At 71.0% G+C, this 23,109-nt stretch carries 23 protein-coding genes and 1 rRNA gene; 8 read left to right on the top strand and 16 right to left on the bottom strand.

Annotation, left to right across the window (positions count from 1 at the left end):
* The coding region (locus ACLJQE_RS44360) for an integrase core domain-containing protein (RefSeq protein ID WP_410645884.1) at positions 1-132 on the top strand (132 nt) is incomplete at its 5' end.
* Here the strand turns inward: ACLJQE_RS44360 and ACLJQE_RS44355 are convergent.
* Positions 129-1,133, bottom strand: coding sequence for a PDZ domain-containing protein (locus tag ACLJQE_RS44355; RefSeq protein ID WP_410645883.1), 1,005 nt, complete (start codon positions 1,131-1,133; stop codon positions 129-131). The two genes, ACLJQE_RS44360 and ACLJQE_RS44355, sit on opposite strands and share 4 nt — an antisense overlap.
* 203 nt (positions 1,134-1,336) lie before the next feature.
* On the opposite strand from ACLJQE_RS44355, the gene ACLJQE_RS44350 reads away from it, so the two are divergent.
* Entirely contained in the window at positions 1,337-2,701 is a 1,365-nt protein-coding gene (locus ACLJQE_RS44350) for a zinc-dependent metalloprotease (RefSeq protein ID WP_410645880.1), read from the top strand.
* Positions 2,702-3,194: 493 nt separating this feature from the next.
* On the opposite strand, the gene ACLJQE_RS44345 is transcribed toward ACLJQE_RS44350, so the two are convergent.
* Entirely contained in the window at positions 3,195-3,704 is a 510-nt protein-coding gene (locus tag ACLJQE_RS44345) for a M48 family metallopeptidase (RefSeq protein WP_013223146.1), read from the bottom strand.
* A 230-nt stretch (positions 3,705-3,934) separates the two neighbouring features.
* Here ACLJQE_RS44345 and ACLJQE_RS44340 point away from each other — a divergent pair, with 230 nt between their 5' ends.
* From ACLJQE_RS44340 to ACLJQE_RS44330, 3 genes are all read left to right on the top strand, one after another.
* Positions 3,935-4,981 (top strand): ThiF family adenylyltransferase, encoded by a 1,047-nt coding sequence (locus ACLJQE_RS44340; RefSeq protein WP_410645879.1) that lies wholly within the window; start codon positions 3,935-3,937, stop codon positions 4,979-4,981.
* Between the two features lie 60 nt (positions 4,982-5,041).
* On the top strand, positions 5,042-6,382 hold the full coding sequence (locus ACLJQE_RS44335; protein ID WP_410645878.1) for an ABC1 kinase family protein: 1,341 nt from the start codon (positions 5,042-5,044) through the stop codon (positions 6,380-6,382).
* 162 nt (positions 6,383-6,544) lie between these two features.
* Positions 6,545-7,432, top strand: a complete 888-nt coding sequence (locus ACLJQE_RS44330) for a hypothetical protein (RefSeq protein ID WP_410645882.1) — start codon at positions 6,545-6,547, stop codon at positions 7,430-7,432.
* A 44-nt stretch (positions 7,433-7,476) separates the two neighbouring features.
* Here ACLJQE_RS44330 and ACLJQE_RS44325 read toward each other — a convergent pair whose 3' ends face one another.
* The 6 genes from ACLJQE_RS44325 to ACLJQE_RS44300 all read right to left on the bottom strand — a co-directional run bounded on the left by ACLJQE_RS44325 (position 7,477) and on the right by ACLJQE_RS44300 (position 12,357).
* The gene (locus tag ACLJQE_RS44325) at positions 7,477-7,662 is read right to left on the bottom strand and encodes a hypothetical protein (RefSeq protein ID WP_043776604.1); all 186 of its coding nucleotides are present in this window, start codon (positions 7,660-7,662) and stop codon (positions 7,477-7,479) included.
* Complete coding sequence (locus ACLJQE_RS44320) at positions 7,659-8,525, bottom strand: class I SAM-dependent methyltransferase (RefSeq protein ID WP_410645877.1); 867 nt, start codon at positions 8,523-8,525, stop codon at positions 7,659-7,661. The genes ACLJQE_RS44325 and ACLJQE_RS44320 overlap by 4 nt, the downstream gene beginning before the upstream one ends.
* A gap of 511 nt (positions 8,526-9,036) precedes the next feature.
* Entirely contained in the window at positions 9,037-9,291 is a 255-nt protein-coding gene (locus tag ACLJQE_RS44315; RefSeq protein ID WP_410645876.1) for a hypothetical protein, read from the bottom strand.
* A complete protein-coding gene (locus ACLJQE_RS44310) occupies positions 9,288-9,644 on the bottom strand; it encodes a WhiB family transcriptional regulator (protein WP_410645875.1) in 357 nt (118 codons plus the stop codon). Before ACLJQE_RS44310 ends, ACLJQE_RS44315 begins: the two co-directional genes overlap by 4 nt.
* Positions 9,645-9,796: 152 nt before the next feature.
* Entirely contained in the window at positions 9,797-10,054 is a 258-nt protein-coding gene (locus tag ACLJQE_RS44305; protein WP_410645874.1) for a hypothetical protein, read from the bottom strand.
* 209 nt (positions 10,055-10,263) lie between these two features.
* A complete protein-coding gene (locus tag ACLJQE_RS44300) occupies positions 10,264-12,357 on the bottom strand; it encodes an ATP-dependent DNA helicase UvrD2 (protein WP_410645873.1) in 2,094 nt (697 codons plus the stop codon).
* Positions 12,358-12,413: 56 nt separating this feature from the next.
* On the opposite strand from ACLJQE_RS44300, the gene ACLJQE_RS44295 reads away from it, so the two are divergent.
* On the top strand, positions 12,414-13,142 hold the full coding sequence (locus ACLJQE_RS44295) for a DUF4191 domain-containing protein (protein WP_410645872.1): 729 nt from the start codon (positions 12,414-12,416) through the stop codon (positions 13,140-13,142).
* A 60-nt stretch (positions 13,143-13,202) separates the two neighbouring features.
* Here ACLJQE_RS44295 and ACLJQE_RS44290 read toward each other — a convergent pair whose 3' ends face one another.
* Positions 13,203-13,592 (bottom strand): RDD family protein, encoded by a 390-nt coding sequence (locus ACLJQE_RS44290; RefSeq protein WP_410645881.1) that lies wholly within the window; start codon positions 13,590-13,592, stop codon positions 13,203-13,205.
* 269 nt (positions 13,593-13,861) lie between these two features.
* On the opposite strand from ACLJQE_RS44290, the gene glnA reads away from it, so the two are divergent.
* Positions 13,862-15,286: a type I glutamate--ammonia ligase gene (glnA, locus tag ACLJQE_RS44285; protein WP_410645871.1), complete on the top strand. Its 1,425-nt coding sequence runs from the start codon at positions 13,862-13,864 to the stop codon at positions 15,284-15,286.
* Positions 15,287-15,441: 155 nt separating this feature from the next.
* Here glnA and ACLJQE_RS44280 read toward each other — a convergent pair whose 3' ends face one another.
* The 6 genes from ACLJQE_RS44280 to ACLJQE_RS44255 form a co-directional block, all read right to left on the bottom strand.
* Positions 15,442-16,101, bottom strand: a complete 660-nt coding sequence (locus ACLJQE_RS44280) for a DCL family protein (RefSeq protein ID WP_410645870.1) — start codon at positions 16,099-16,101, stop codon at positions 15,442-15,444.
* A 292-nt stretch (positions 16,102-16,393) separates the two neighbouring features.
* A complete protein-coding gene (locus ACLJQE_RS44275; protein ID WP_410645869.1) occupies positions 16,394-16,819 on the bottom strand; it encodes an acyl-CoA thioesterase in 426 nt (141 codons plus the stop codon).
* Positions 16,820-16,833: 14 nt separating this feature from the next.
* Complete coding sequence (locus ACLJQE_RS44270; RefSeq protein ID WP_410645868.1) at positions 16,834-19,809, bottom strand: bifunctional [glutamine synthetase] adenylyltransferase/[glutamine synthetase]-adenylyl-L-tyrosine phosphorylase; 2,976 nt, start codon at positions 19,807-19,809, stop codon at positions 16,834-16,836.
* A 29-nt stretch (positions 19,810-19,838) separates the two neighbouring features.
* The gene (locus tag ACLJQE_RS44265; protein ID WP_410645867.1) at positions 19,839-20,972 is read right to left on the bottom strand and encodes an anion permease; all 1,134 of its coding nucleotides are present in this window, start codon (positions 20,970-20,972) and stop codon (positions 19,839-19,841) included.
* 94 nt (positions 20,973-21,066) lie between these two features.
* Positions 21,067-21,813, bottom strand: a complete 747-nt coding sequence (locus ACLJQE_RS44260; protein WP_410645866.1) for a type 1 glutamine amidotransferase — start codon at positions 21,811-21,813, stop codon at positions 21,067-21,069.
* Positions 21,814-21,828: 15 nt separating this feature from the next.
* The gene (locus tag ACLJQE_RS44255; RefSeq protein WP_410645865.1) at positions 21,829-22,263 is read right to left on the bottom strand and encodes a rhodanese-like domain-containing protein; all 435 of its coding nucleotides are present in this window, start codon (positions 22,261-22,263) and stop codon (positions 21,829-21,831) included.
* 111 nt (positions 22,264-22,374) lie between these two features.
* On the opposite strand from ACLJQE_RS44255, the gene ACLJQE_RS44250 reads away from it, so the two are divergent.
* Complete coding sequence (locus ACLJQE_RS44250; RefSeq protein ID WP_410645864.1) at positions 22,375-22,827, top strand: Lrp/AsnC family transcriptional regulator; 453 nt, start codon at positions 22,375-22,377, stop codon at positions 22,825-22,827.
* Positions 22,828-22,985: 158 nt separating this feature from the next.
* On the opposite strand, the gene rrf is transcribed toward ACLJQE_RS44250, so the two are convergent.
* A 5S ribosomal RNA gene (rrf, locus tag ACLJQE_RS44245) occupies positions 22,986-23,102 on the bottom strand.
* Between the last annotated feature and the right edge of the window lie 7 nt (positions 23,103-23,109).

The raw sequence follows: 23,109 nt of genomic DNA, 5'->3' as shown, positions 1-23,109 counted from the left end.
CCATCGGAAGCCTCGCGCCGGGCGGCGCTACCAGGCTGGCTGCACTTCTACAATTACCACCGACCCCACTCATCCGTCGGAGGAAAGCCACCCATCACCCGGCTGACCAACCTCCCCGGACATCACACCTAGCAGGCGGCCGTCGGCCGTCCCGCCTTCAGGTTGGCCAGCTGGGCGAGCGCGTCGTCCAGTGTGGACACCTTGATGAGGTTGAGGCCGGCGGGTGCGGTGGTCTTGGCCTCGGCGCAGTTGTGCGCGGGCACCAGGAAGTCGGTGGCACCGGCTTCGCGGGCGCCGACGACCTTGAACGAGATCCCCCCGATCGGGTCGACCTCGCCGGTCTCCCTGATCTCGCCGGTGCCGGCGATGTGCCGTCCGCCCGCGAGGTCGCCGGACTGCAGGCGGTCGATGATGGCGAGGGTGAACATCAGCCCGGCCGACGGCCCGCCGACGTCCTGCAGGGAGATGTTGACGGTGAAGGGCGCGTCGGCGCGGTCGACCGCGGTGAGGCCGATGAAGCCTTCCTTGCGGTCGGGGCGCGCGGCGAGGGTGAGCGGCACGGTCCGCTCGGGCTGGCCGTCCGACTGGAAGGTGATCTGGACGGTCTGGCCGGGCAGCGTGCCGGCGAGCGCGGCGCGCACGTCGGCGGCCTCGACGATCTTCTTGCCGTTGACGGTGATCAGCTTGTCGCCGGGCGAGAGCACGTGGTCGGCCGGGCTGCCGGAGACGATCTGCTTGGCCACCACCTTGATCGGGTAGCCCAGCTTGCGCAGGGCGGCGACCTGGGCGTTCGTCTGCGAGTCCTGCAGCTGCTGGATGTTCTCCTGCTTGACCTGCTCGTTCGTCTCGCCCGGCTTGAAGTACTCCTCGCGCGGCGCGAGCGCGAAGCGGCCGCTGGCCCAGAAGCCGAGGCCCTGGAACAGGGTGACGCCGTCGTGCAGGGAGACGGTCGTCATCCGCAGCTCGCCGGTGGTCGGGTGGGTCTCGTGCCCGGTGACCTGGATGACCGGGTTGCCCGCCGCGTCGCGACCCAGCGTGTCGTAGGTCGGCCCGGGGCTGATCGCGACGTACGGCACCGGCACGACCGAGCCGAGCACCACGAAGATCAGGAACAGCGAGCCGCTGACCACCAGAGTCCAGCCTCGGCGGGTCATCCGGCGGGCCTCGCGGGCAGGCTCCGGCGCCGGTTCCGGGGCGCTCTTCGCGGGGGCGGTCTCCTCGGAGGACTTGGTCACGACCGACAGCGTACGGTGACCGCGTTCGCTTCCCGGTGAAGGCCACGCACATGGGTCCGGTTGACGCCCTCGACGGCCGCCGACCCGCGTACGGTGGACACATGAGCAAACCCCCGTTCGGCTTCGGACCTTCCGATCCCGACAAACGAGGAGAGAACGACCCCTCGGAAGGCGGGCAGCAGTCCGGCGCCGAGGCCTTCAACCAGCTCGGGCAGATGCTGAGCCAGCTGGGCCAGATGCTCAGCCAGGCGGGCAGCTCCAGCGGGCCGGTGAACTACGACCTCGCCAAGCAGATCGCCCTGCAGACCCTGGGCAGCGAGGGCAACACCGGCGAGAGCAAGCTCGGCTTCCGCGGCGGAGACGACGCGAACGCGGCGGTCCGCGACGCGGCCCACCTGGCCGAGCTGTGGCTCGACGCGGCGACGATGTTCCCCGCCGGCGCGACGTCGACGGTCGCCTGGTCGCCGCGGTCCTGGGTGGAGAAGACGCTCCCGACGTGGCAGCGGCTGTGCGACCCGGTGGCCCGGCAGGTCTCGGGCGCCTGGATGGAGGCGCTGCCCGAGGAGGCCAAGCAGGCCGCGGGTCCGCTGCTGCAGATGATGGGGCAGATGGGCGGGATGGCCTTCGGCTCCCAGCTCGGCAACGCACTGGCCCAGCTGGCCTCGGAGATGCTGACCTCGACGGAGATCGGCCTGCCGCTGGCCCCGGCCGGCACGTCGGCGCTGCTGCCGGCGAACATCGAGAAGTTCGCCGAGGGCCTGGAGCTGCCGAACAGCGAGATCCTGGTGTTCCTGGCCGCCCGCGAGGCAGCCCACCAGCGCCTGTTCACGCACGTGCCGTGGTTGCCGCAGCGCCTGCTGGCGACGGTCGAGGAGTTCGCCCACGGCATTTCGGTGGACACGTCCGCACTGGAGTCCCTGGCCGGCCGCATCGACCCGGCGAACCCGGCGAGCATCGAAGAAGCGATGTCCTCGGGGCTGCTGGAGCCCCAGACGACAGAGGAGCAGAAGGCGGCGCTGAACCGCCTGGAGACGCTGCTCGCCCTGGTCGAGGGCTGGGTGGACGTGGTGGTGGCCGACGCGGTGGGCGACCGCCTCCCGGGAGCGGACGCACTGCGCGAGACGCTGCGCCGCCGCCGCGCAACGGGCGGCCCGGCAGAGCAGACGTTCGCGACGCTGGTGGGCCTGGAGCTGAGGCCCCGCCGCATGCGGGCGGCTTCGTCGCTGTGGAAGCTGGTGGGCGACCGCCACGGCCTGGAGAAGCGCGACGGCCTGTGGTCCCACCCGGACCTGATGCCGACGGCGGAGGACCTGGACGAGCCGATCGACTTCGCGGACCGAGTGGGATCGGCGGGCTCGATCGACGACCTCGACCCGATGGCCGAGCTGGAGCGCACGGAGCAGGCCGAGCGTTCGGAGCGCGAGAAGCAGGAGCCCCCGTCGGACGAGGGCGGCAAGCAGTCCTGAGCTGAGTCCCGGAAGGCCGGTGCCCCGCATCGCGGGTCACCGGCCTTCTGCTGTCCGGACTTCGGCCCAGGTGACAGCCGACCACCAGCTCACCGAGCGGCCATCAGCCCACGGCAGGGGTCCAGCCACGGCCACCACCACCTCGTCGAGCCGCCACCGCCGTCGCGGCTGGCTCGAGCGCCCAGCCATCAGCCCACCGAGCCGCCATCAGCCCGCAGCGGACTCCCGCACCCCTCGCCAAGCCGCCACCACCCCCACCGCAGGCCTCGGCACCCAGCCACCACCCGCTTTCCCCCTCACCCTCCCTTGCCTCCGCTCCCCCGCGGCCCCTTCCGGCCCCGGCGGCCCTCGCCTCCCGCCCTCGGCCCCTTCCGGCCCCACCGCCCTGCCCTCCCCGGCCCCGCTCCCTAAGCCCTCCCTCCTCCCGGCCCTCGGCCCGCAACCCGCCGGAGCAACCCACCAAAGGCAGGTCACCCCGGCCACCATCACCGCCTCAGTCCTCGGTGGAGATCCCCCACCCGGCAGCGGCCGACAACCCCTCCAGGTACCCGATCGCCCGTTCCGTCTTCGGATACCGCTGCACCAGCGCCCAGAAAGCCGCGTCGTGCCCGGGCTCCCGCAGGTGTGCCAGCTCGTGCACCAGCACGTAGTCCAGCACCCACGGAGGCACCTTCCGCAGCCGTTCGCTGACCCGGATGGTGGCGTCGACCGGCGTGCAGGACGCCCACCGCGTGCGCATCGGCGGCACCCAGCGGACGCTGGCCGGCACCGCGGTGCCGCCCAGGTACTTGCCCGACAGCAGCGCGCAGCGCGCCAGCAGGGCTTCGTCCGACGTCTTCGGGGACGCCGGCCGACGTGGTTCCGAGCGCTGCAGTTTGCGCTCCATCTCGGCGACCCAGTGTTTCTCCTCCGCCCTGGTCATCCGCGCGGGGATGAGCACGACGAGCGTGTCGTCGTTCCAATACGCGGTGACCGTCCGGTGCCGGCGCTGGCTGCGCCGCACTTCGACCTTGTGTCCTGGTGTGTCCGACGAGGGGTTCGTTTCCCCTCGGCCTCTCAGTGAGGGCATCCGTGCTTCGACCACTCGACAACGGTAAGGCCAGGCACCGACAACTCCGAGTGCCTCGAGGTCACAGACCCGAGTTGTCCACAGCCGGTTCCACTTGTGGACAACTCGGCCGTTCCGGCGCCTTCCCGGGCTTCCCGGTCGCCGCCGGGTGCGATCCTGCGAACATGATCCTCGATACCGCGGACATGCCACCGGTCCTCCTGCCGGCCCACCCTGCCCTGCTCCCGGGCCTCACCGTGCTCGAACGCGGTCCCTGCGAGATCCAGATCGGCCTCGACCCGCGCCACGGCGTGATCGTCGAAAACCTCTCCCCGTACCTGGTCGCGAAACTGCGTGCGCTCGACGGGAGCAAGCACGTCGAGCGGCTTCTGCTCGCGGAGAGCGAACACCGCGAGCAGCTGCGCACGCTGCTGCGGCAGCTGACCGCGCTCGGCCTGGTCACCGACGCCGGCCGGCCCGGCGGACCCGGCTTCCGCGGCGAGCCCGGCCTCTGGTCGCTGCGGGCGCGCCACCACCAGGCGACCATGGCCGACCGGCGGCGCGCCGCCGCGGTCTCGGTCCACGGCGACGGCCGGGTGGCGGTGGCAGCCGCCGTCCTGCTGGCCAACGCCGGCATCGGGCACGTCGAGCTGCAGGTGCCGGGCACGGTGACCGAACACGACCTCGGCTCCGGCTTCACCACCGCGGACCTGGGCCGGTCCCGCCGCCACGCCCTCGCCGACCTGCTGCGCCGGGTCGATCCCGAGGTCCGCGTCACCCGCCTGCACGACCGGTACCCGGACCTGGCCCTGCTCACCGACGCCGTCGTGCCTGCTCCCGAGCTCGTCGCCGAGCTGATGGGCGACGGCGTCCCGCACCTGGCGGCGCGCGTCCGCGACGGCACCGGCATCGTCGGCCCGCTGGTCGTGCCGGGCCGCAGCTCGTGCCTGCGCTGCGCCGACCTGCACCGCACGGACCTCGACCCGTGCTGGCCACGCGTCGCCGGGCAGCTCGCGGGCCGGCACCAGCGGCCCGACCTCGGCGCGGTCCAGTCCTGCGCGTCGCTGGCCGTCGCCCAGGCCATGCGGCTGCTCTCGCCGAGCGCGCCGGCGCCACCGGCGTGGAACGCGACCCTCGAAATAGACGCCTTCGACGGCCGCATCCGCCACCGAGGCTGGCCGCCGCACCCGCGGTGCCGCTGCGGCGCGCGGGAGGTGATCCTGGAGACGTAGCCCACGAAGACATCGCGCGCAGGCTGCGCACGGCCGAGGCCGCAAGGCAGAATCGCGGTTGTGACCGACTTCCGCGACCCAGCCGATCGTGACACCGCGATGCCGCGCAAGGGTGCCGCCCGTACCGCCAAGCTCGCCAGTCTCCCGCTCGGCATCGCCGGCCGGGCGGTGGGCGGCTGGGGCAAGAGGCTCGCGGGCCAGAGCGCGGAACAGGTGAACGCGACGCTGTCCGCGAAGGCCGCCGAGCAGCTGTTCGAGGTGCTCGGCACGCTCAAGGGCGGCGCGATGAAGTTCGGCCAGGCGCTGAGCGTGTTCGAGGCGGCCGTACCGGACGACATGGCGAAGCCGTACCGCGAGGCGCTGACGAAGCTGCAGGCCGCCGCGCCGCCGATGTCGGTCCGGCAAACCCACCGGGTGCTCGCCGAGCAGCTGGGCCGGACCTGGACCAGCCGGTTTGCGTCGTTCGACGACGAACCGGCGGCGGCCGCGAGCATCGGCCAGGTGCACCGCGCGGTCTGGCACGACGGCCGCGCGGTCGCGGTCAAGGTGCAGTACCCGGGCGCCGACGAGGCCCTGCGCAGCGACCTGCGGCAGCTGCAGCGGTTCAGCAGGTTGTTCCAGGCGTTCGTTCCCGGCACCGAGGTCAAGCCACTGCTGGCCGAGCTCGCCGAGCGGATGAACGAGGAGCTCGACTACCAGGCCGAGGCCCAGCACCAGCGCGCCTTCGCGAAGGCGTTCGACGGCGATCCCGGCATCCTGGTCCCGCGGGTGGTGGCCAGCGCGCCGAAGGTCGTCGTGACGGAGTGGGCAAGCGGCACGCCGTTGTCCAAGGTGATCGCGGACGGCGACCGTGAGACCCGGAACATGGCGGGCCGGCTGCTGGCGGAGTTCCACTACTCGTCGCCGGAACGCGTCCACCTGCTGCACTCGGACCCGCACCCCGGCAACTTCATGATCACCGACGACGACAGGCTGTGCGTCATCGACTTCGGCGGCGTGGCCCGGCTGCCCGAAGGCATCCCCCACCACCTGGGCGAGATGACGCGCCTGGCCCTCGACGGCGAGTCCGCCGACCTGATGCGCCTGCTGCGGGAGAACCGGTTCATCCGGCCGGACAGCGACCTGACCGCGGAGGAGGTGCTCAACTACCTGGCGCCGTTCACCGAGCCGCTGGCGGCACCGACGTTCCACTTCACCCGCCGCTGGATGCAGAAGCAGGCCGGGCGGGTGGGCGACAGCCGCAGCAACGACTTCCGGGTCGGGCGCTCGCTCAACCTGCCGCCCGAGTACCTGATGATCCACCGGGTGACGGCGGGGTCGACGGGCATCCTCTGCCAGCTCGACGCGGAGATCCCGGCCCGCGGCATCGTGGAGCGCTGGCAACCCGGGTTCGCCGCCTGAGTTGTCCACAGGCGGGGCCTCGAACGGACGGATTCGGCGGAGTTGTCCACAGCTGCGGTGGAGGGGGTTCCACCCGGTTGGCCGAGCAGCCATGCTCGAGGCATGACTGCTACTCAATGCACCGACCCGCTCGCCCTTCGTAATCCCGGCGCGTGCGAGGTGATGAACCTCGAACAGTTACGCCAGGCGGGGTTGTCCGACCGAAGAATCCGGCGGCTCTGCGGCCCGGGAGGGCCGTGGCGCCGCCTGCACCCCGGTGTCGTCCTGCTGCGCAACACCTCCCCGACGCGGCGGCAGCTGCTGCACGCCGCGCTCGTGCGCTACGGGCCCGGGGTGGTGATCACCGGCGCCGACGCACTGCGGGCCCATGGCGTGAAGTGCCCGACGGAGTGCGACATCCGCCTGCTGGTGCCCCACCACTGCCGGGTGGTGGCGTGCGAAGGGGTCCGCCTGGCGCGCACGGCCCGGTTACCGGACCCGGTCGAGGTCGACGGCCTGCCGTTCGCCCCGCCGGCGAGGGCGACGCTGGACCTGGCCCGTTCCACACCCGATCCGGCCCGCATCCGGCACCTGCTGACCTTGCCCCTGTACTGGGGCCTGTGCGATCGGCAGGAGCTGCTGACCGAGCTCGAGGCGGGCCCCCAGCGCGGCACGGCCGTGGTCCGCAGGGTGCTGCGCGAACTCGACGACGGGCCGATCCAGGCACACGGCTTGGCCGCCCGCGTCCTGGACCTGGTGCCCCTGCCGCCGCCGAGCTGGGACCAGACGATCTGCGACCGCCGCGGCCGCCGCCTCGGCGAGGCGGACGCCTGGTGGGACGAGTTCGGCCTGGCCTGGCAGTACCGCTGCACCCCGGGTCCCGGAAACGGCTTCAGCCACCTGGCCCTCGCGGCGACGGGCATCGTCCTCGTCCGCTGCACGGTCAGGCAGCTGCGCCAAGTCCCCCGGGAGGTGGCACAGGAGCTGGCCAGGGCCTACGGCCAAGCGTCGAGGACACCTCGACCCAAGGTCCGCGCGGTCCCGCAGGCACCCATCCCGGACGCGGCCTGACACCCGCCGGCCATCGCCACCGACCACTCAGGAGGGCGGATTGATCACCAGTACTCGTCCGGCAGCTTGCCTTCGATGTCCCGCACGTGCTGCCGCGCGCAGTCCGGGCAAAGCCACCGCAGCGCGCCCCGCTCACGGGTGGAAACCCACGCGAGCGCCGTAGCCGGGTCGTCGCCGGCGGTGCGAGTCCGGCCGCAACGCGTGCACACCACCGGTTCCGGCGCGCTCACCGCAACCGTCCACAATGGATCGCCTTGGCGCCGAACAGGTACAGGTCGTCCCGGTGGCCGAGGAAGTCCGGGCTCTGCGGGTCGGTGAGCGCGGCGGCCGCGGCACGGTCGTCGGCACCGAGCCATTCCCCGGCCGACTCCGCAAACCATTCGACCCGGTGCACCACGTACTCACGAAGGAGGTCCGAGCCCGGCATCGGGTGGTCGATGAGCGCACCGAACGACTCGACGTCCTGGAGGCCGGCTTCGCGAAGTGCGCGCGGCCAGCCATAGGGCATGGCAACGCTCCCCGGAGCCCCGGCCCGCATCCGCGCGAACCACGAGGCCCTGGCGGCCAGCAGCCGCTGCTCCAGCCCGGGGCGGCCGACCCCCAGCTCCCAGGGAAGGCACCGCATCTCGAGCCCGCCCTCGGAGATGGCCAGCACGCCGCCCGGACGCAGCAGCCCGGCAAGCGTCCGCAGCGCGGCCTGCTGATCACCGATGTGGTGCACAACGCCGGATGCCCACACGAGATCGGCAGCGGGCACGGCCAGCGCAGGATCGGTGAGGTCCCCGAGCAGACCGACAACGTCGACGGAGTCACCGGCCACCTCGGCAACGGCCCGCTCGGCCTCGGCCAGCAGCTTCGGCGTGGCGTCGACGAGCACAACCGTGCCCCCGCCACCCCGGGAGAGCTCGCGCGCGAAAAGCACGCTCATTCCCCCGGCCCCGCACCCGACATCGACAACGGTCGGCCGCTCCACCACCGCCCCGGCAAGCCGCCGGGCAACGGGAGTGAGCGCCTCGGCATCGAGGGCATCGGCCATGCGCAACTGAGCCAGGCGGTCCGCCCAGTCGATGTCACCGTGGGTGTGTCCGGACATCACCCCATTCAACACCCAGCGCCCCCACCTTCGGGCGCCACACAACAGGACCACCCGAGGAGGCCACGAGCACAACCCGACCACGCACCCCAGCGCACCGCGACGACACGCCCACGCACCGCCGCGGCACGGACCTCGCCCGCGCCCCTCCGCACGAGCACGCCACTCACCACCGCGACACGGTCTCGCCCACGCGCGCTTCCACGCGAATAGGCCGCACCACCGCAGCGCGACCGACCAACAACGCCACGGCACCACGCACCACCGCGGCACGGTCTCGCCCGTGCACCCCTCCACGCGAATAGGCCGCACCACCGCAGCGCGACCGACCTCGCATCCTCACGACGCGACCGCACACCCTCACGGGCACGACCGATCCCGCACCGGCACACCGCAACCGCGCACGCCACGGCACAACCGCGCACCCGGCAGCACCACCCCCGCCCGCCGGATCACGTAGCAAAGCGCGAAAGGCCCCTACCACCCGCGAACGGGCGGCAGGGGCCTGCGCTCAGCTCTGGTCCTGGTACCGCTCCGCCCGGCGAGCGGCCCAGCGGGCTACTCGCGTCCAGCGGCGAGCGGCACGCGCGCCACCTCGGGCCCGCTGGGTGCGGACCCCCTCCTCCAGATCCCGTATTCGGGCCCTGGACAGTTCTTCGTAAAGCAACATCTCGCTGATCTCCTCGATCTCGGTCTTCGTCAACTGCAGCTGCTCGCTGCGGGGGTGGGCTTCGTAATCCCTCGTGGTGACCGGTTCGACGCTCATGCGGCGGCACTCCGGTGGTCGCTGCCGGCCTTGGCGGCGGCGGGCTCGACGGAAGCGTTCTTGCGCGGGCGGCCACGGGGCCGCTTGCGCGCGATCACCGCGCCACGCTCGAAGATCTCGCCGCCCCAGACGCCCCACGGCTCGCGGCGGGCCAGTGCGCCGGCCAGGCAGGCCTCGCGGACCGGGCAGTCCGCGCACTGCGCCTTGGCGCGCTCGAGCTCGGCCGGGGACTCCGCGAACCACAGGTCCGCGTCGCCCGAACGGCAGGGCAGAGCTACGTCGGGGACGGCGATCGGGTCGAGCAGGTCGGCGAATATTGCCTCACCGGAGGTGTAGGCGACGGCCGAAGACATGGGTGTTCCTCCTTGTGTCGTACGGGTTTTCGGTTGGGTGCTGGAGCTGGGCAACGCTGGTTCCTCGTGGGTTGTGCAGCCAAAAAGCACGAAGGCCGCGGATCCGGGTTTCCCGGTTCCGCGGCCTTCGTGAGCCTCGTGTCCTGACTAGGTCAGGAACTTCGCTCCCGTATCGACAACGGAACACGGAACTGCTTGACGGTCGGCAGATCAGCCTGCGGGTACGCGGCGATAACGCCCTGCGTCCCGAAGACGACGACACCGGTGGACCAACGACGCGAGACGCGCCGCATGCCACGGATCTCGTGAGCGCTCGCGAGCACACCAGTGCCCGGGCGCTGAGCAGCCGCAACTTCCGCGGCGCAGGACAGACGGGTGCCCGGGTTCGTGAGCGTCATGTTGATGGTCATTTCACCGGCACCTCCTTCTGTAACTCTGCACACGCGGCCGCCGAGCGGCGGCACTTCGGTAGATCCCCAGTCGAGCCCTTCGGGCTCGGTACTGGCAGGTTATTGCCCCGCACCACACCGGGGCAACTCAATTAACGGGAAAATCCTCGAAGTTACGAAGATCGACCCTGAGCAGCGGGTTCGCCGCGTCGATCATGGTCCGGACGCGGTCAAGACTCCGTCGAGGCCCGCACGACGCCGAGGATCTCCGCGCCGAAGCGCTCGAGCTTCGTCGCGCCGATGCCGGAGATCGACACCAGCGCCGCCTCGTCGGCCGGGCGCTGCTCGGCGATGGCCATCAGCGTCGCGTCCGTGAACACGACGAACGTCGGCACCTTGAGCTCGCGCGCCCGGTCGCCGCGCCAGGACTTCAGCCGCTCCAGCAGGTCCTCATCCACTGTGGACGGGCACCGCCCGCAGCGGCCCAGCTTGACGTCCATGGTCTCCAGCAGCGGCCCGCCGCAGACCCGGCAGCGCGTCTTGACCGGCGTCGACGGCTTCTGCTGGGACCGCGCGGCCCTGGCGGCCGGGTGGTCCTCCGGGACCAGGCCGTAGAGGAACCGGCTGCGCCGCCGGTTGCGCCGCCCGCCCGGCGTGCGGGCCAGCGCCCAGGACAGCCACAGGTGCTCGCGGGCCCGGGTGACGCCGACGTAGAACAGCCGCCGCTCCTCTTCGATCGCCGCTTCGTCGTCGCCGGCGTGGAGGATCGGCAGCGTGCCCTCGGCCAGGCCGACGAGGAACACCGCATCCCACTCCAGGCCCTTCGCCGCGTGCAACGACGCCAGCGTCACGCCCTCGACCGTCGGCGGGTGCTGGGCTGCGGCGCGCTGGTCGAGCTCGGCGCAGAAGCGCGGCAGGTCCGCGTCCTCGACCGTCGCGGCCAGCTCTTCGGCCAGTTCGACGATCGCCAGGAGCGCGTCCCACCGTTCCTTCGCCGCGCCACCGGCGGGCGGCGACTCGGTCAAGCCGACCCGCGAGAGCACCGAACGCACCGTCGTGACCAGGTCGGAGCTGCCGTCGCCGCTCGCCACCCGCAGCGCGGACATCGCCTGCCGGACCTCCGTCCGGTTGAAGAACCGCTCGCCGCCGCGGACCAGGTACGGGATGCCGGCCTCGGCCAGCGCCGTCTCGTAGGCCCCGGACTGGGCGTTGATCCGGTAGAGGATGGCGATCTCGCTCGCGGACACGCCACCGTCGAGCAGCTCGCGCACCCGGCGGGCGACGGCCCCGGCCTCGACCGCCTCGTCGTCGAACTCGGCGAAGCGCGGCTCCGGCCCCGGCGGCCGCTGGCCGATCAGCTTCAGCCGGGAGCCCGCCGGCCGTCCCCGTGCCGCGCCGATCACCCGGTTCGCCAGCGCGACGACCTCGGGCGTCGACCGGTAGTCGCGCTCGAGGCGGACGACGGTGGCGTCCGGGTAGCGCCGCGTGAACTCCAGCAGCGGCCGCGGCGACGCACCGCCGAAGGAATAGATGGTCTGGTTGGCGTCGCCGACGACGGTGAGGTCGTCGCGGCCGCCGAGCCACGCGTCGAGCAGGCGCTGCTGCAGCGGCGTGACGTCCTGGTACTCGTCGACGACGAAGCAGCGGTAGCGGTCCCGGAACTCCTCGGCGACGGCGCCGTGCTCCTCGAGCACCGCGGTCGTGTGCAGCAGGAGGTCGTCGAAGTCGAGGACCTGCGCGGCGTTCTTCAGCTCTTCGTAGTTCCGGTAGACCTCGGCGACCTGCGCCGCCGGGGCCGGGATGTCGCGCTGGGCGCGTGCGGTCACGGCCGGGTAGTCGTCCGGGCCGATCAGCGACGCCTTCGCCCACTCGATCTCGCTCGCCAGGTCGCGCAGCACCTCGGTCTCGGTGCCGAGCTTGGCCCGGGCCGCGGCCTGGCCGACGTAGCGGAACTTGTTCTCCAGCAGGTCCCACGGCCGGTCGCCGACCACCCGCGGCCAGAAGTACCGGAGCTGGCGGCGGGCGGCGGCGTGGAACGTCAGCGCCTGCGCCGCGTCGACGCCGAGGCCGCGCAGCCGCGTCCGCATCTCCCCCGCAGCCCGCGTCGTGAACGTGACGGCGAGGACCTGACCGGCGGAAACGTGCCCGGACCGGACGAGGTGGGCGATCCGGTGGGTGATCGTGCGGGTCTTGCCCGTGCCGGCCCCGGCGAGCACGCAGACCGGCCCCCGTGGGGCACTGGCGGCGGCGCGCTGCTCGGGGTCGAGGCCATCGAGCAGACGGGTCGGGCTCCTGGGTGAAAGTACGCCGGTCACGTCCCGCATCCTCGCAGAGGGGGACGGGGAAACGGGGCAGGGGCACGCGGCCGTATCCTGGTCATATGGCGGGTAAGCAGGACAAGGAAGCGGCCAAGCAGGCCAAGAAGGAGAAGCGCGCGGCGAGCAAGGCGCGCCGTGGCCAGCTGTTCCAGGCCTTCAAGATGCAGCGCAAGGAAGACCCCTGGCTCATCCCGTGGATGGCCGGGGCGATCGTCGTCGTCGCCGGCGTGGCGTTCGGGATCGGGTTCTTCTTCGACATGCAGTGGGTGCTGCTGCCGCTCGGCCTGCTCCTCGGCGCCCTGCTCGCCATGATCATCTTCGGCCGGCGGGTCCAGAAGACGGTCTACTCGAAGGCCGACGGCCAGCCCGGCGCCGCGGCGTGGGCGCTGGAGAACCTGCGCGGCCGCTGGAAGGTGACGCCGACCGTCGCGGCGACCACGCAGCTCGACGCGGTGCACCGGGTCCTCGGCGGCCCCGGCGTCGTGCTGGTCGCCGAAGGCGCGCCGCACCGCGTGAAGACCCTGCTCGCCCAGGAGAAGAAGCGCGTTTCCCGGCTGATCGGCGACACGCCGATCTACGACGTGACGATCGGCCACGAAGACGGCCAGCTCCCGCTGAAGAAGCTCCAGGGCTACCTGATGAAGCTCCCCCGCAACCTCAAGCCGGCCCAGGTCGACGCGCTCGAGGCGAAGCTGGCCGCGCTCGGCAACCGCGGCGCGGCCCTGCCCAAGGGCCCGATGCCGGCCGGCGCGAAGATGCGCAACGTCCAGCGGACCATCCGCCGCCGCTGACCCGCACGACGACGAAAGCCCCGTCCGGAATCCGGACGGGGCTTTCTTTCCGGGTACGGGTCAGCGCATCCGGATGACGACGGTGCCGGTCAGCCGGTCGAGCCAGCTGCGGCCGTCGGCGTTGCGGACGGCCGCCGGGAGGAGCAGGAACGTCAGCGCGGCCCGGACCAGCGCGCGCAGCGGGCCGACCAGCGCGGCGCCGTCGAGGCGGGCGACGCGGATGCCGACGACGGCCATCCCCGGGGTGAAGCCGAAGAGCCCGGCCGAAATGACCGAAATGACCGCCCACACGCCGCCGGACCAGAGGTTGAACTCCTGCATCGCGGCCGGGTCCTGCAGGCTGGGGTGCAGGAAGATCGCCGTGACCAGGGCCGCGACGACCAGGTCGACGATCAGCCCGAGCAGCCGCGCACCCCCGCTCGCCGCCGAGCCGACGCCCGACTCGGGCAGCCCCAGTTTCTCGCCCGGCCACCGCGAGCCGTGCTGATCAGTGCCCTGACCGCCGTCGCCGGTGCCGGGCAGCCACTCGCCGGTCCATCTCGCCACCCGTCTAGGGTATGCCGGTGGCGTGGAGCACATCCGACCTGGTCGGATACCCGTTATCGACCACCCGTTAACACCGGCGAAACATACGGGTGACGGTCGGGCAACACCGCACTTTTAGCGTGAGCCGAAGAGAGCACTGCCGTACGAGCTCGAACGAGAAGGAGTCACCGAGGGTGCCCACTACTCCAGACGACATCCAGCGCCTCATCGTGGACGAGGACGTCGAGGTCATCGACGTCCAGTTCTGCGACCTGCCGGGCGTGATGCAGCACTTCACGGTCCCCGCGAAGGCCTTCACCGAAGAGGCCTACGAAGAGGGTCTCGCGTTCGACGGCTCCTCGGTGCGCGGCTTCCAGTCCATCCACGAGTCCGACATGCTGCTGCTGCCGGACGCGGCGACCGCGCGGATCGACCCGTTCCGCAAGGCGAAGACCCTCGCCCTGAACTTCTTCGTGCACGACCCGTTCACCCGTGAGGCGTACAGCCGCGACCCGCGCAACATCGCGCGCAAGGCCGAGCAGTACATCTCCGAGTACGGCGTCGCCGACAACGTCTACTTCGGCCCCGAAGCCGAGTTCTACATCTTCGACTCGGTCCGCTTCGACTCCGCCGAGCACGCCTCCTTCCACGAGATCGACTCGATCGAGGGCTGGTGGAACACCGGCGCCGACGAGGTCGGCGGCAACCAGGGCTACAAGACGAAGTTCAAGGGCGGCTACTTCCCCGTCCCGCCGGTCGACCACTTCGCCGACCTGCGCGACGACATCGTCCGCAACCTGCAGGGCTCCGGTTTCGAGATCGAGCGCGCGCACCACGAGGTGGGCACCGCCGGCCAGACCGAGATCAACTACAAGTTCAACACGCTGCTGCACGCGGCGGACGACCTGCAGCTGTTCAAGTACATCGTGAAGAACACGGTGTTCGCGGCGGGCAAGACGGCGACGTTCATGCCGAAGCCCCTCGCCGGCGACAACGGCTCGGGCATGCACTGCCACCAGTCGCTGTGGAAGGACGGCCAGCCGCTGTTCCACGACGAGTCGGGCTACGCCGGCCTGTCGGACACCGCGCGCCACTACATCGGCGGCCTGCTCAAGCACGCCCCGAGCCTGCTGGCCTTCACGAACCCGACGGTGAACTCCTACCACCGCCTGGTCCCGGGCTTCGAGGCCCCGGTTTCGCTGGTCTACTCGCAGCGCAACCGCTCGGCCTGCGTCCGCATCCCGATCACGGGCAACAACCCGAAGGCCAAGCGCGCCGAGTTCCGCTGCCCGGACTCGTCGGGCAACCCGTACCTGGCGTTCTCGGCGATGATGATGGCCGGCCTCGACGGCATCCGGAACAAGATCGAGCCGCCGGAGCCGATCGACAAGGACCTCTACGAGCTCCCGCCCGAGGAGGCCAAGGACGTCAAGCTGGTCCCGGGCGACCTGGGCACGGTCCTCGACACGCTGGAAGCCGACCACGACTACCTCCTCGAAGGCGGCGTGTTCACCCCCGACGTGATCGACACGTGGATCTCGTACAAGCGCGAGAACGAGATCGACCCGCTGCGCCTGCGCCCGCACCCGTACGAGTTCGCTCTGTACTACGACGTGTGATCGGCGCGGGGCTTTGACCAGGCATTTCACTGGTCAGAGTCCCCGCCAGGCCGTCACCAGGCCGTGAAGGTCACCAGGTGACGGCCCACCAGACACGGGACGGCGGTCGAGGGGAACACCCCGACCGCCGTCCCGTTCCTTATGTACTCGTCGCCTCACGCGTCCTTGCGTTTGCGGGTCAGGTTCGCGGTTTTCGACACGACTCGCAGAGACGCATTTCGCTCATGAAAAACCAACCATCGCGCCTCCAATTCAGGGTCGCGCAACTGACGCCCGATACCGTCTGGACAAGCCACCAGTTCGATGTCGTCCACGGACCTGTGCAGCTCGATGAACTTGTCGGCAAGTTCGACGAATGTCGGACTTTCGTGATCGACGTGTGCTTCTGGGCCCATAGTGAGACGTTCACCAGTGAGAGCGCAACGCGGTTCGGGCTCGCCGCTGAAGTAGGCGGTCCGGAAGGCGTTGATCTGCGGTCGCACAGCCACCCGGAGAGCTGCATGCACCGCTTGCCGCTGACTCGGCGCACCGTTGACGCACTTGAGATAGCTGATGTCGATCTGGGTCCCGTCTACGCGCGTGATCCAAAACCCGCGCTGGTTGTACGGGCTGACACGAATAGAGATAGCGGCGACTCCTGGCCCGATCTTGCCCTCAGCTTCTGGATGACACGCGACTACGTCCATGATGAAGTCGAACTGACTGCCAGCTAGATCTGTACCGATTGGAACCGAATAAAGAACTCCCTTGACAGCGTCCTGCGCATCTTTCAAGCGAGCGAAACGGGTACTGCCAATGATTCGTTCGCGTGCCATCCTCAACCTTTCGGTCACTCCTGGGCGCCAGGAAAGGGGACGGTGGGCTGTTCAACATTGGATCGCTCCAACGACAGCCAACGCTACGTTTGTGCGCAAAGTTCCCCTCGGCGGCTCTCACCACGCCTGCCAACTGCCGTCGGTGGTCCTTGAGTTCACTTGGTGCGGGGAAGTTCGTCGACGACGGAACGCTAGTTTTGGTCAGGGGTATGCCAAGGCATGGCCACCGACAACGACCGGCAGTGACCCAAACCGCCTGGCCGAAGAGCCCTCGCCACCGGCGTTTCTTCTGTCACTCCGCCGTCGACAGCAGCTTCAGGTCCGCGCCCGCCGCCTCGAAGCGGCCGCGTGGGTCCTCCACCAGCTTGCGGCGCTCCAGGTCCATCAGGCCCAGCGTGCAGGTGATCTCCGCGGCCAAGGTGCCGTCGAGCTTGATGATGTTCGAATCCATCTTGAACGTCTTGCCGCTGCCGAACTTGGCTTCGCACGTCACGTCGACTTCGTCGCCCGCGCGCAGCTCGCGGCGGAACACCACGTGGGTCTCCAGCAGCACCGCGGCCACGCCCGGAAGCCCCTTCAACGCGCCCGACGCTTCGAGCAGCTCCAGGCGCGCCACCTCCCCGTACGAGTGGTAGACGGCGTGGTTGAGGTGGCCCAGGGTGTCCAGCTCGTAGTGCCGGACCTTGATCCGGGTCCGGAACGGCTCGCGATCGGTCACCGGCCCACTGTAGGTCAGGCCTCGTAGAACAGGTGCTCCACCACCGCGTGCGCCCGGCGGGTGATGCGGCGGTACGTGTCCAGGAACTCGCCCGGGTCGTCGCCGGCCGACTGGCCGAGGACGCGGGCGACCGCGGCCAGGTCGCGGCCCGAGCCCGGCACCTGGTCGACCGCCTTGCCGCGCACCAGCATTCCCGCGTTGCGCACGCGGGTCGCCAGCAGCCACGCCTCGGTCAGCGAGTCCGCTTCGGGCCGCTCGGCCAGGCCCGCCTCCGGGAGCACCGCCAGCGCGTCGAGCGTCGACGTCGTGCGGAGGCCGGGAACCTCGTGCGCGTGCTGCAGCTGCAGCAGCTGCACCGTCCACTCGACGTCGGCGAGGCCGCCGCGGCCGAGCTTCGTGTGCAGTGTCGCATCGGCGCCGCGCGGCATCCGCTCCGTCTCGACGCGGGCCTTGATGCGGCGGATTTCTCGCGCCTTCGTCCCGTCCAAGCCGCCTTCGGGGTAGCGGATCGGGTCGATCATCGCGATGAACCGCGCGCCGAGCTCGTCGTCGCCGGCCACGAACCGGGCCCGCAGCAACGCCTGCGCCTCCCACACCTCGCCCCACCGCGCGTAGTAGGCGCGGTACGACTCCAGCGTCCGGACCAGCGGCCCGCTGCGCCCCTCCGGCCGCAGGTCGGCGTCGACCTCCAGGGCGGGGTCCGAACTCGGTGCGCCCAGCATCTTCCGGACGGTTTCCGCGACCGACGAAGCGAACTTCACGGCGTCGGCGTCCGAAACCCCTCCGGACGGCTCGCACACGAAGAGCACGTCCGCGTCGGACCCGTAGCCGAGTTCGGCGCCGCCCAGCCGGCCCATCCCGATCACGGCGATGCGCGCCGGCGTCCGGCCGAGTTCGGCCTGCCGCTGGCGGAACGCCGCGGCCAGCGCGCCCTGCAGCACGGCCACCCAGACACTCGACAGCGCCTCGCACACGGCCGGCACGTCGAGCAGCCCGAGCAGGTCCGCGCAGGCGACGCGCAGGAGTTCGTGCCGCCGCAGCGAACGCGCGGCGGCGACCGCGGCGTTCAACCCGGGCTGCCGCCGGACGGCGGCCCGCAGCGACGTCGCCACCTCGGCGGGCGTGCGGCCCAGCAGCCGGGCCGGGTCGCCGAGCAGCTGCAGCACCTCCGGCGCGCGGACCAGCAGGGCGGGCACCAGCCGGGACGTGCCGAGCAGCAGGGCCAGGTTTTCCACGACCGTGCCCTCGTCACGCAGCACGCGCAGGTACCACGGCGTTTCTTCGAGCGCCTCGGACACCTTCCGGTACGACAGCAGGCCGCCGTCGGGGTCGGCGGTGTCGGCGAAGAGGTCGAGCAGCACCGGCAGCAGCGCCTGTTGGATCGCCGCGCGCCGCGAGACGCCCGCGGTGAGAGCCTTGATGTGCTGGAGCGCGCCGTCGGGAGCGGTGTAGCCGAGCGCGGCCAGGCGGCTGGCGGCCTGCTTCGTGGTCAGGCGCAGCGCCTCGACGGGCACGTTCGCGACGGACTGCAGCAGCGGCCGGTAGAAGATCTTCTCGTGCAGGCGCCGGATGCCCTTGCCGTGCCGCCGGAACTCCGCGAGCAGCGCCTCGCCCTGGCTCTTGCCGCCGCTCGCCTTGATCCCGCTCGCCCTGGCGAGGATGCGCAGCTCGTCGGTGTCCGCCGTCGCCGGGAACAGGTGGGTCCGGCGCAGCCGCCGCAGCTGCAGCCGGTGTTCGAGCATCCGCAGGAACTCGTAGGACGCGCCCAGCTCGGCGGCGTCCTGACGACCGACGTAACCGCCTTCGCCGAGCGCCGCGAGCGCGTCCATCGTGGACGGTGAGCGCAGGTCCGCGTCGACCCGGCCGTGCACGAGCTGCAGCAGCTGCACCGCGAATTCGACGTCACGCAGGCCGCCGCGCCCCAGCTTCAGCTCGCGCTCGGCGTGCTCGGACGGCACGTGCCCCTCGACCCGGCGGCGCATCTGCTGCACCTCGGCGACGAAGTTCTCGCGGTCGGCCGCCGACCACACCAGCGGCGCCACCATCTCGGCGTACTGGCGGCCGAGCTCGGCGTCGCCGGCCACCGGGCGTGCCTTGAGCAGCGCCTGGAACTCCCAGGTCTTGGCCCACTTCTGGTAGTAGCCGTGGTGGCTGTCCACCGTGCGGACGAGCGCGCCGGCCTTGCCCTCGGGCCGCAGCGCCGCGTCGACTTCGAAGCACGCCTTCCCGACGACGCGCATCATCGTGCTCGCCAGCCGCGTCGCGAGGCCGAGATCTCCTTCACCGGCGAAGATGACGTCGACGTCGCTGACGTAGTTGAGCTCCCGGCCCCCGCACTTGCCCATCGCGATGACCGCCAGCGTGCCTTCGGCCGACGCGCCCGCTTCGGCCTCGGCGACGACCAGCCCGGCGGCCAGCGCGGCTTCCGCGAGCACGGTCAGCTGCGCCGCGACCTCGGCGTAACCGGGGTGCTCGAGCCCGGCCTCGACGACGTGGCCGAGGTCGGCGGCGGCGATGCCGAGCAGCTGGCCGCGGTAGGCGATCTTGAGGGCGTGCTCGGCTTTGAGCCCGGTGAGCACCGAACCGTCGTCGCCCACGAGAGCCGTGCGCAGGGCCTCGCGGTAGCAGGCGGAGTCGGTGCACTTGTCCCCGGTGAGCGAGCGCCACTGCTCCGGGTTCGCGGCGAGGAAGTCGGCGAGCGCGCTCGACGTCCCGAGCACGCTGAGGAAGCGGCCGCGGAAAGTCCGGTGAGTGCGGAGCTGCTCTTCGAGTTCGGTCCACTCGGCGGTGTCGGCCTCGCGGATCCGGTCCAGGCCGCGCAGCGCGAGGTCCGGGTCGGCGGTGCGGGACAACGCGGCGAGCACGTCGGCGGCCGTCTCGACCGGACCGCCGTCGGCCCACCAGCCGGCCGCGCGCAACTGACCCTCGGCACGGGCGTCGGTGAAGCCGTACCTCGCCGCCGAAGCGGTCGTTCGCGCGCGGTCTGCCATCACGGACCACCGTAGCGGGGGAAGACGGCTCAGGCGGCGAGCCGGCCCGGCTCGGTCCCGGCGGGCGTCGGCTCGGGCACCTGGAAGCTGTGCGCGGTGACGGGGTGGCGTCGCGAGAGGAGGTAGATGCCGAGGCCGACCCCGGCCCCGACGACACCGACGGCGATCGTGCCCGCGTTGCCGAGCGAGGCGATCTTGCCGGCGATCGCGCCGACGATCGCGGCCGCGGGCAGCGTGAACAGCCACGCGGTGACCATCCGGCCCGCCATCCGCCAGCGGACCGGCGCGTCCCGGCGGCCGACGCCGGAGCCGACGATCCCGCCGGAACACACGTGCGTCGTCGACAGCGGGAAACCCAGCCGCGACGAGACCAGGATGACCAGCGCCGAGCTCGTCTGGGCGGCGAAGCCCTGCGGGCCCTCGATGTCGGTCAGGCCCTTGCCGAGGGTGTGGGTGATGCGCCAGCCGCCGAGGTAGGTGCCGAGCGCGAGCGCGAGTGCGGCGCTGATGATCACCCAGACGGGTGGTGACGCGCCCGCCGGGAGGCTGCCGGCGGTGACGAGCGTGAGCGTGATGACGCCCATCGTCTTCTGCGCGTCGTTGGTGCCGTGCGCGAGCGAGACCAGCGACGCCGAGACGATCTGGCCGACCTTGAACCCGCGCGTGGCCGGGCGGCCGCGCACCAGGAAGCGGTAGACCAGGTAGGTGGCGGTCATCGCGACGAGTCCGGCGATGACCGGGCTGGCCGCGGCCGGGACCAGAACCTTCTCGACGATCTTTCCGAAGTGGACCGAGTCGGTGCCCGCCGAGACCCAGGTGGCGCCGATCAGGCCGCCGAACAAGGCGTGCGACGAACTCGACGGCAAGCCGACGAACCACGTCACGAGGTTCCAGACGATGGCGCCGATCAGTCCGCCGAAGACGATCGCCGGTCCGATCTTCGTGTCGTCCACCAGTCCACTGGAGATCGTCTTGGCGACCTCGACCGACAGGAACGCGCCGGCCAGGTTCAACACCGCGGAGACCGCGACGGCCACGCGGGGTTTGAGCGCCCCGGTCGCGATCGACGTCGCCATCGAGTTCGCGGTGTCGTGGAACCCGTTCGTGAAATCGAAAATGAGGGCCGTGACGACGACGACCACGACCAGCAACGAGGGTTGCACCCCGACCTCCGCACCCTTGTGGGGACTTCTCCCGCAAGGTACCTGACGGGTACATCCGGCGTTAACAGGATGTTGCTGGTTGTGACCTCTGTCGTCAAGCCAACGGCAACGTGCGTTGCCCGGCCACGGCAGGCTCGAGTTCCCCGGCGGCCAGCCGGACGAACCGGTGCGCGAAGGGACGCCAGGTCTCATCGATGTCGGCGTGCACGGTGACCAGCGCGTCGTGCTCGAGCGCGCCCGGCCGGGCGAATTCCGCTTCCTCCGGGCATTCCGCGGCCCAGCTCTCGACGACTTCCGCGGTCGTCTCGATGTGGAACTGGACACCGTAGACACAACGCCCGAGCCGGTAGGCCTGGTGTGCGTAAAGCGGCGAGGATGCGAGCAGTTCGGCGCCGGGCGGGAGCCGGGTGATCGCGTCGGTGTGGAACTGGAGGACGTCCTGCACGAGTGGCAGGTCGGCGAACAGGGGGTCGGTCCACGCCGCGTCCTTCTTGCTGACGAGGTGCGGACCGACCTCCGGCCCGTCGGGAGCGACCTCGACGCGGCCTCCGGTCGCGACGGCCAGCAGCTGGGCGCCGAGGCAGATCCCCAGGGTGGGCAGGTTCTTCGCCGCCGCCTTGGCCAGCAGCCGCCGGACGTCGGCGAGCCACGGGTGCTTGGCGTCGTCTTCCGCGGCCATGCCGCCGCCGAGGCAGACGACGGCCCGATAGCCGTCGAGGTCGGGGAGATCTTGGTCCGGCAGCAGGCGGACGTCGAGTTCCGCGCCGGCCTCGGTCAGCCAGTCGCCGAGGGGGCCCAGCGGGTCCGACGTGTCCGGCTGGACGATCAGGATTCGGGTCACGCTGTCCAGGGTAAGTCAGCAGGCACAGCGGATTCCGGTGGCTTTGTCGCTTTCGCCGTCGCCTTCGACGGGGTAGCCGGCCGCGATCCACGCGGTGATGCCGCCGGAGAGCCGTTTCACCTTGAAGCCGAGCTCGGCGAGCTTGAGCGCGCCCTTCGTGGCGGCGTTGCAGACGGTGCTTTCGCAGTAGCAGACGTACACGAGGGCCCGGTCGAGGTGCGCGGTCGTCTCGGGCGTCAGGTCGCGGTAGGGCAGGTTGATCGCGCCGGGGATGCGAGCGTGGGCGAAGGCTTCGGGCGCCCGCGTCTCGACGACGACGTAGCCGTCGGTGCGTCCGGCTTCGAGGTCCTGGACGAGATCGTCGGGATCGACTTCGAAGGCGATTTCGGCACCGAAGTACTTCGCGGCGGCTTCGGGAACGGCGGCGGGGAAGGCGAGCGTGCGTGTCATGGGGTAAATCCTGCTGGGACGGACGACGTCCGGACAGGGCAGAATCGGGGCGGAAACCCGGAACGGCCGGGGATTTCCCTGTGCTTGCCCTGCGAACCCGGGAGAGTTGCGGTGGACCACCTCGACGACGTCGACTGGCGTCTGCTGGAGCTCCTGCAGGCGGACGGCCGGCTGAGTTTTTCGGAGCTCGGGCGCCGGGTATCGCTGTCCGGCTCGGCGGTGACGGAACGCGTCCGCCGTCTCGAGGAACGCGGCGTGATCACGGGCTACGCGGCGAACATCGACACGACGAAGCTGGGGCTGCCGATCGAGGCGTTGGTGCGGGCCAGGGTCCGGAGTCTCGACACGCCCCGCTTCCGGACGGCGGTGCTGCCGCTGCCCCAGGTGGTCGCCGCGGACCACGTGACGGGTGAGGAGTGCTGGGTCCTGCGGGTGCTGTGCCGGAACACGGCGGAGCTGGAGGAGCTGGTCGAGAAGGTGCAGCGGTACGGGGAGACGACGACGTCGCTGGTGTTGTCGTCCCCGTTGCGGAGACGTCCGCCGGCTCGGCCGGGGGCGGGTTGAGGCATCTCGCGTGTCTGGAGGGTCGGCTCGTGTACCCAGAGAGTCGGCTCGCGTGCCTGAAGGGTCGGCTCGCGTGATCAGGGGGTCGACACGACGGGGGCATGCGGAAAGGCCCCGGGAGAACTGTGGGTTCTCGACCGGGGCCTTTCCTATGTTAAGTTCGGCGGTGTCCTACTCTCCCACAACCCTTCGGTTGCAGTACCATCGGCGCTGTCAGGCTTAGCTTCCGGGTTCGGAATGGGACCGGGCGTTTCCCTGACGCTATAACCACCGAAACACTCC

The sequence above is a fragment of the Amycolatopsis sp. lyj-346 genome, assembly GCF_046548975.1.
Taxonomy (GTDB): Bacteria; Actinomycetota; Actinomycetes; order Mycobacteriales; family Pseudonocardiaceae; genus Amycolatopsis.
The sequence above is the reverse complement of the archived record's forward strand: the minus strand, read 5'-3'. Positions and strand labels throughout refer to the sequence as shown.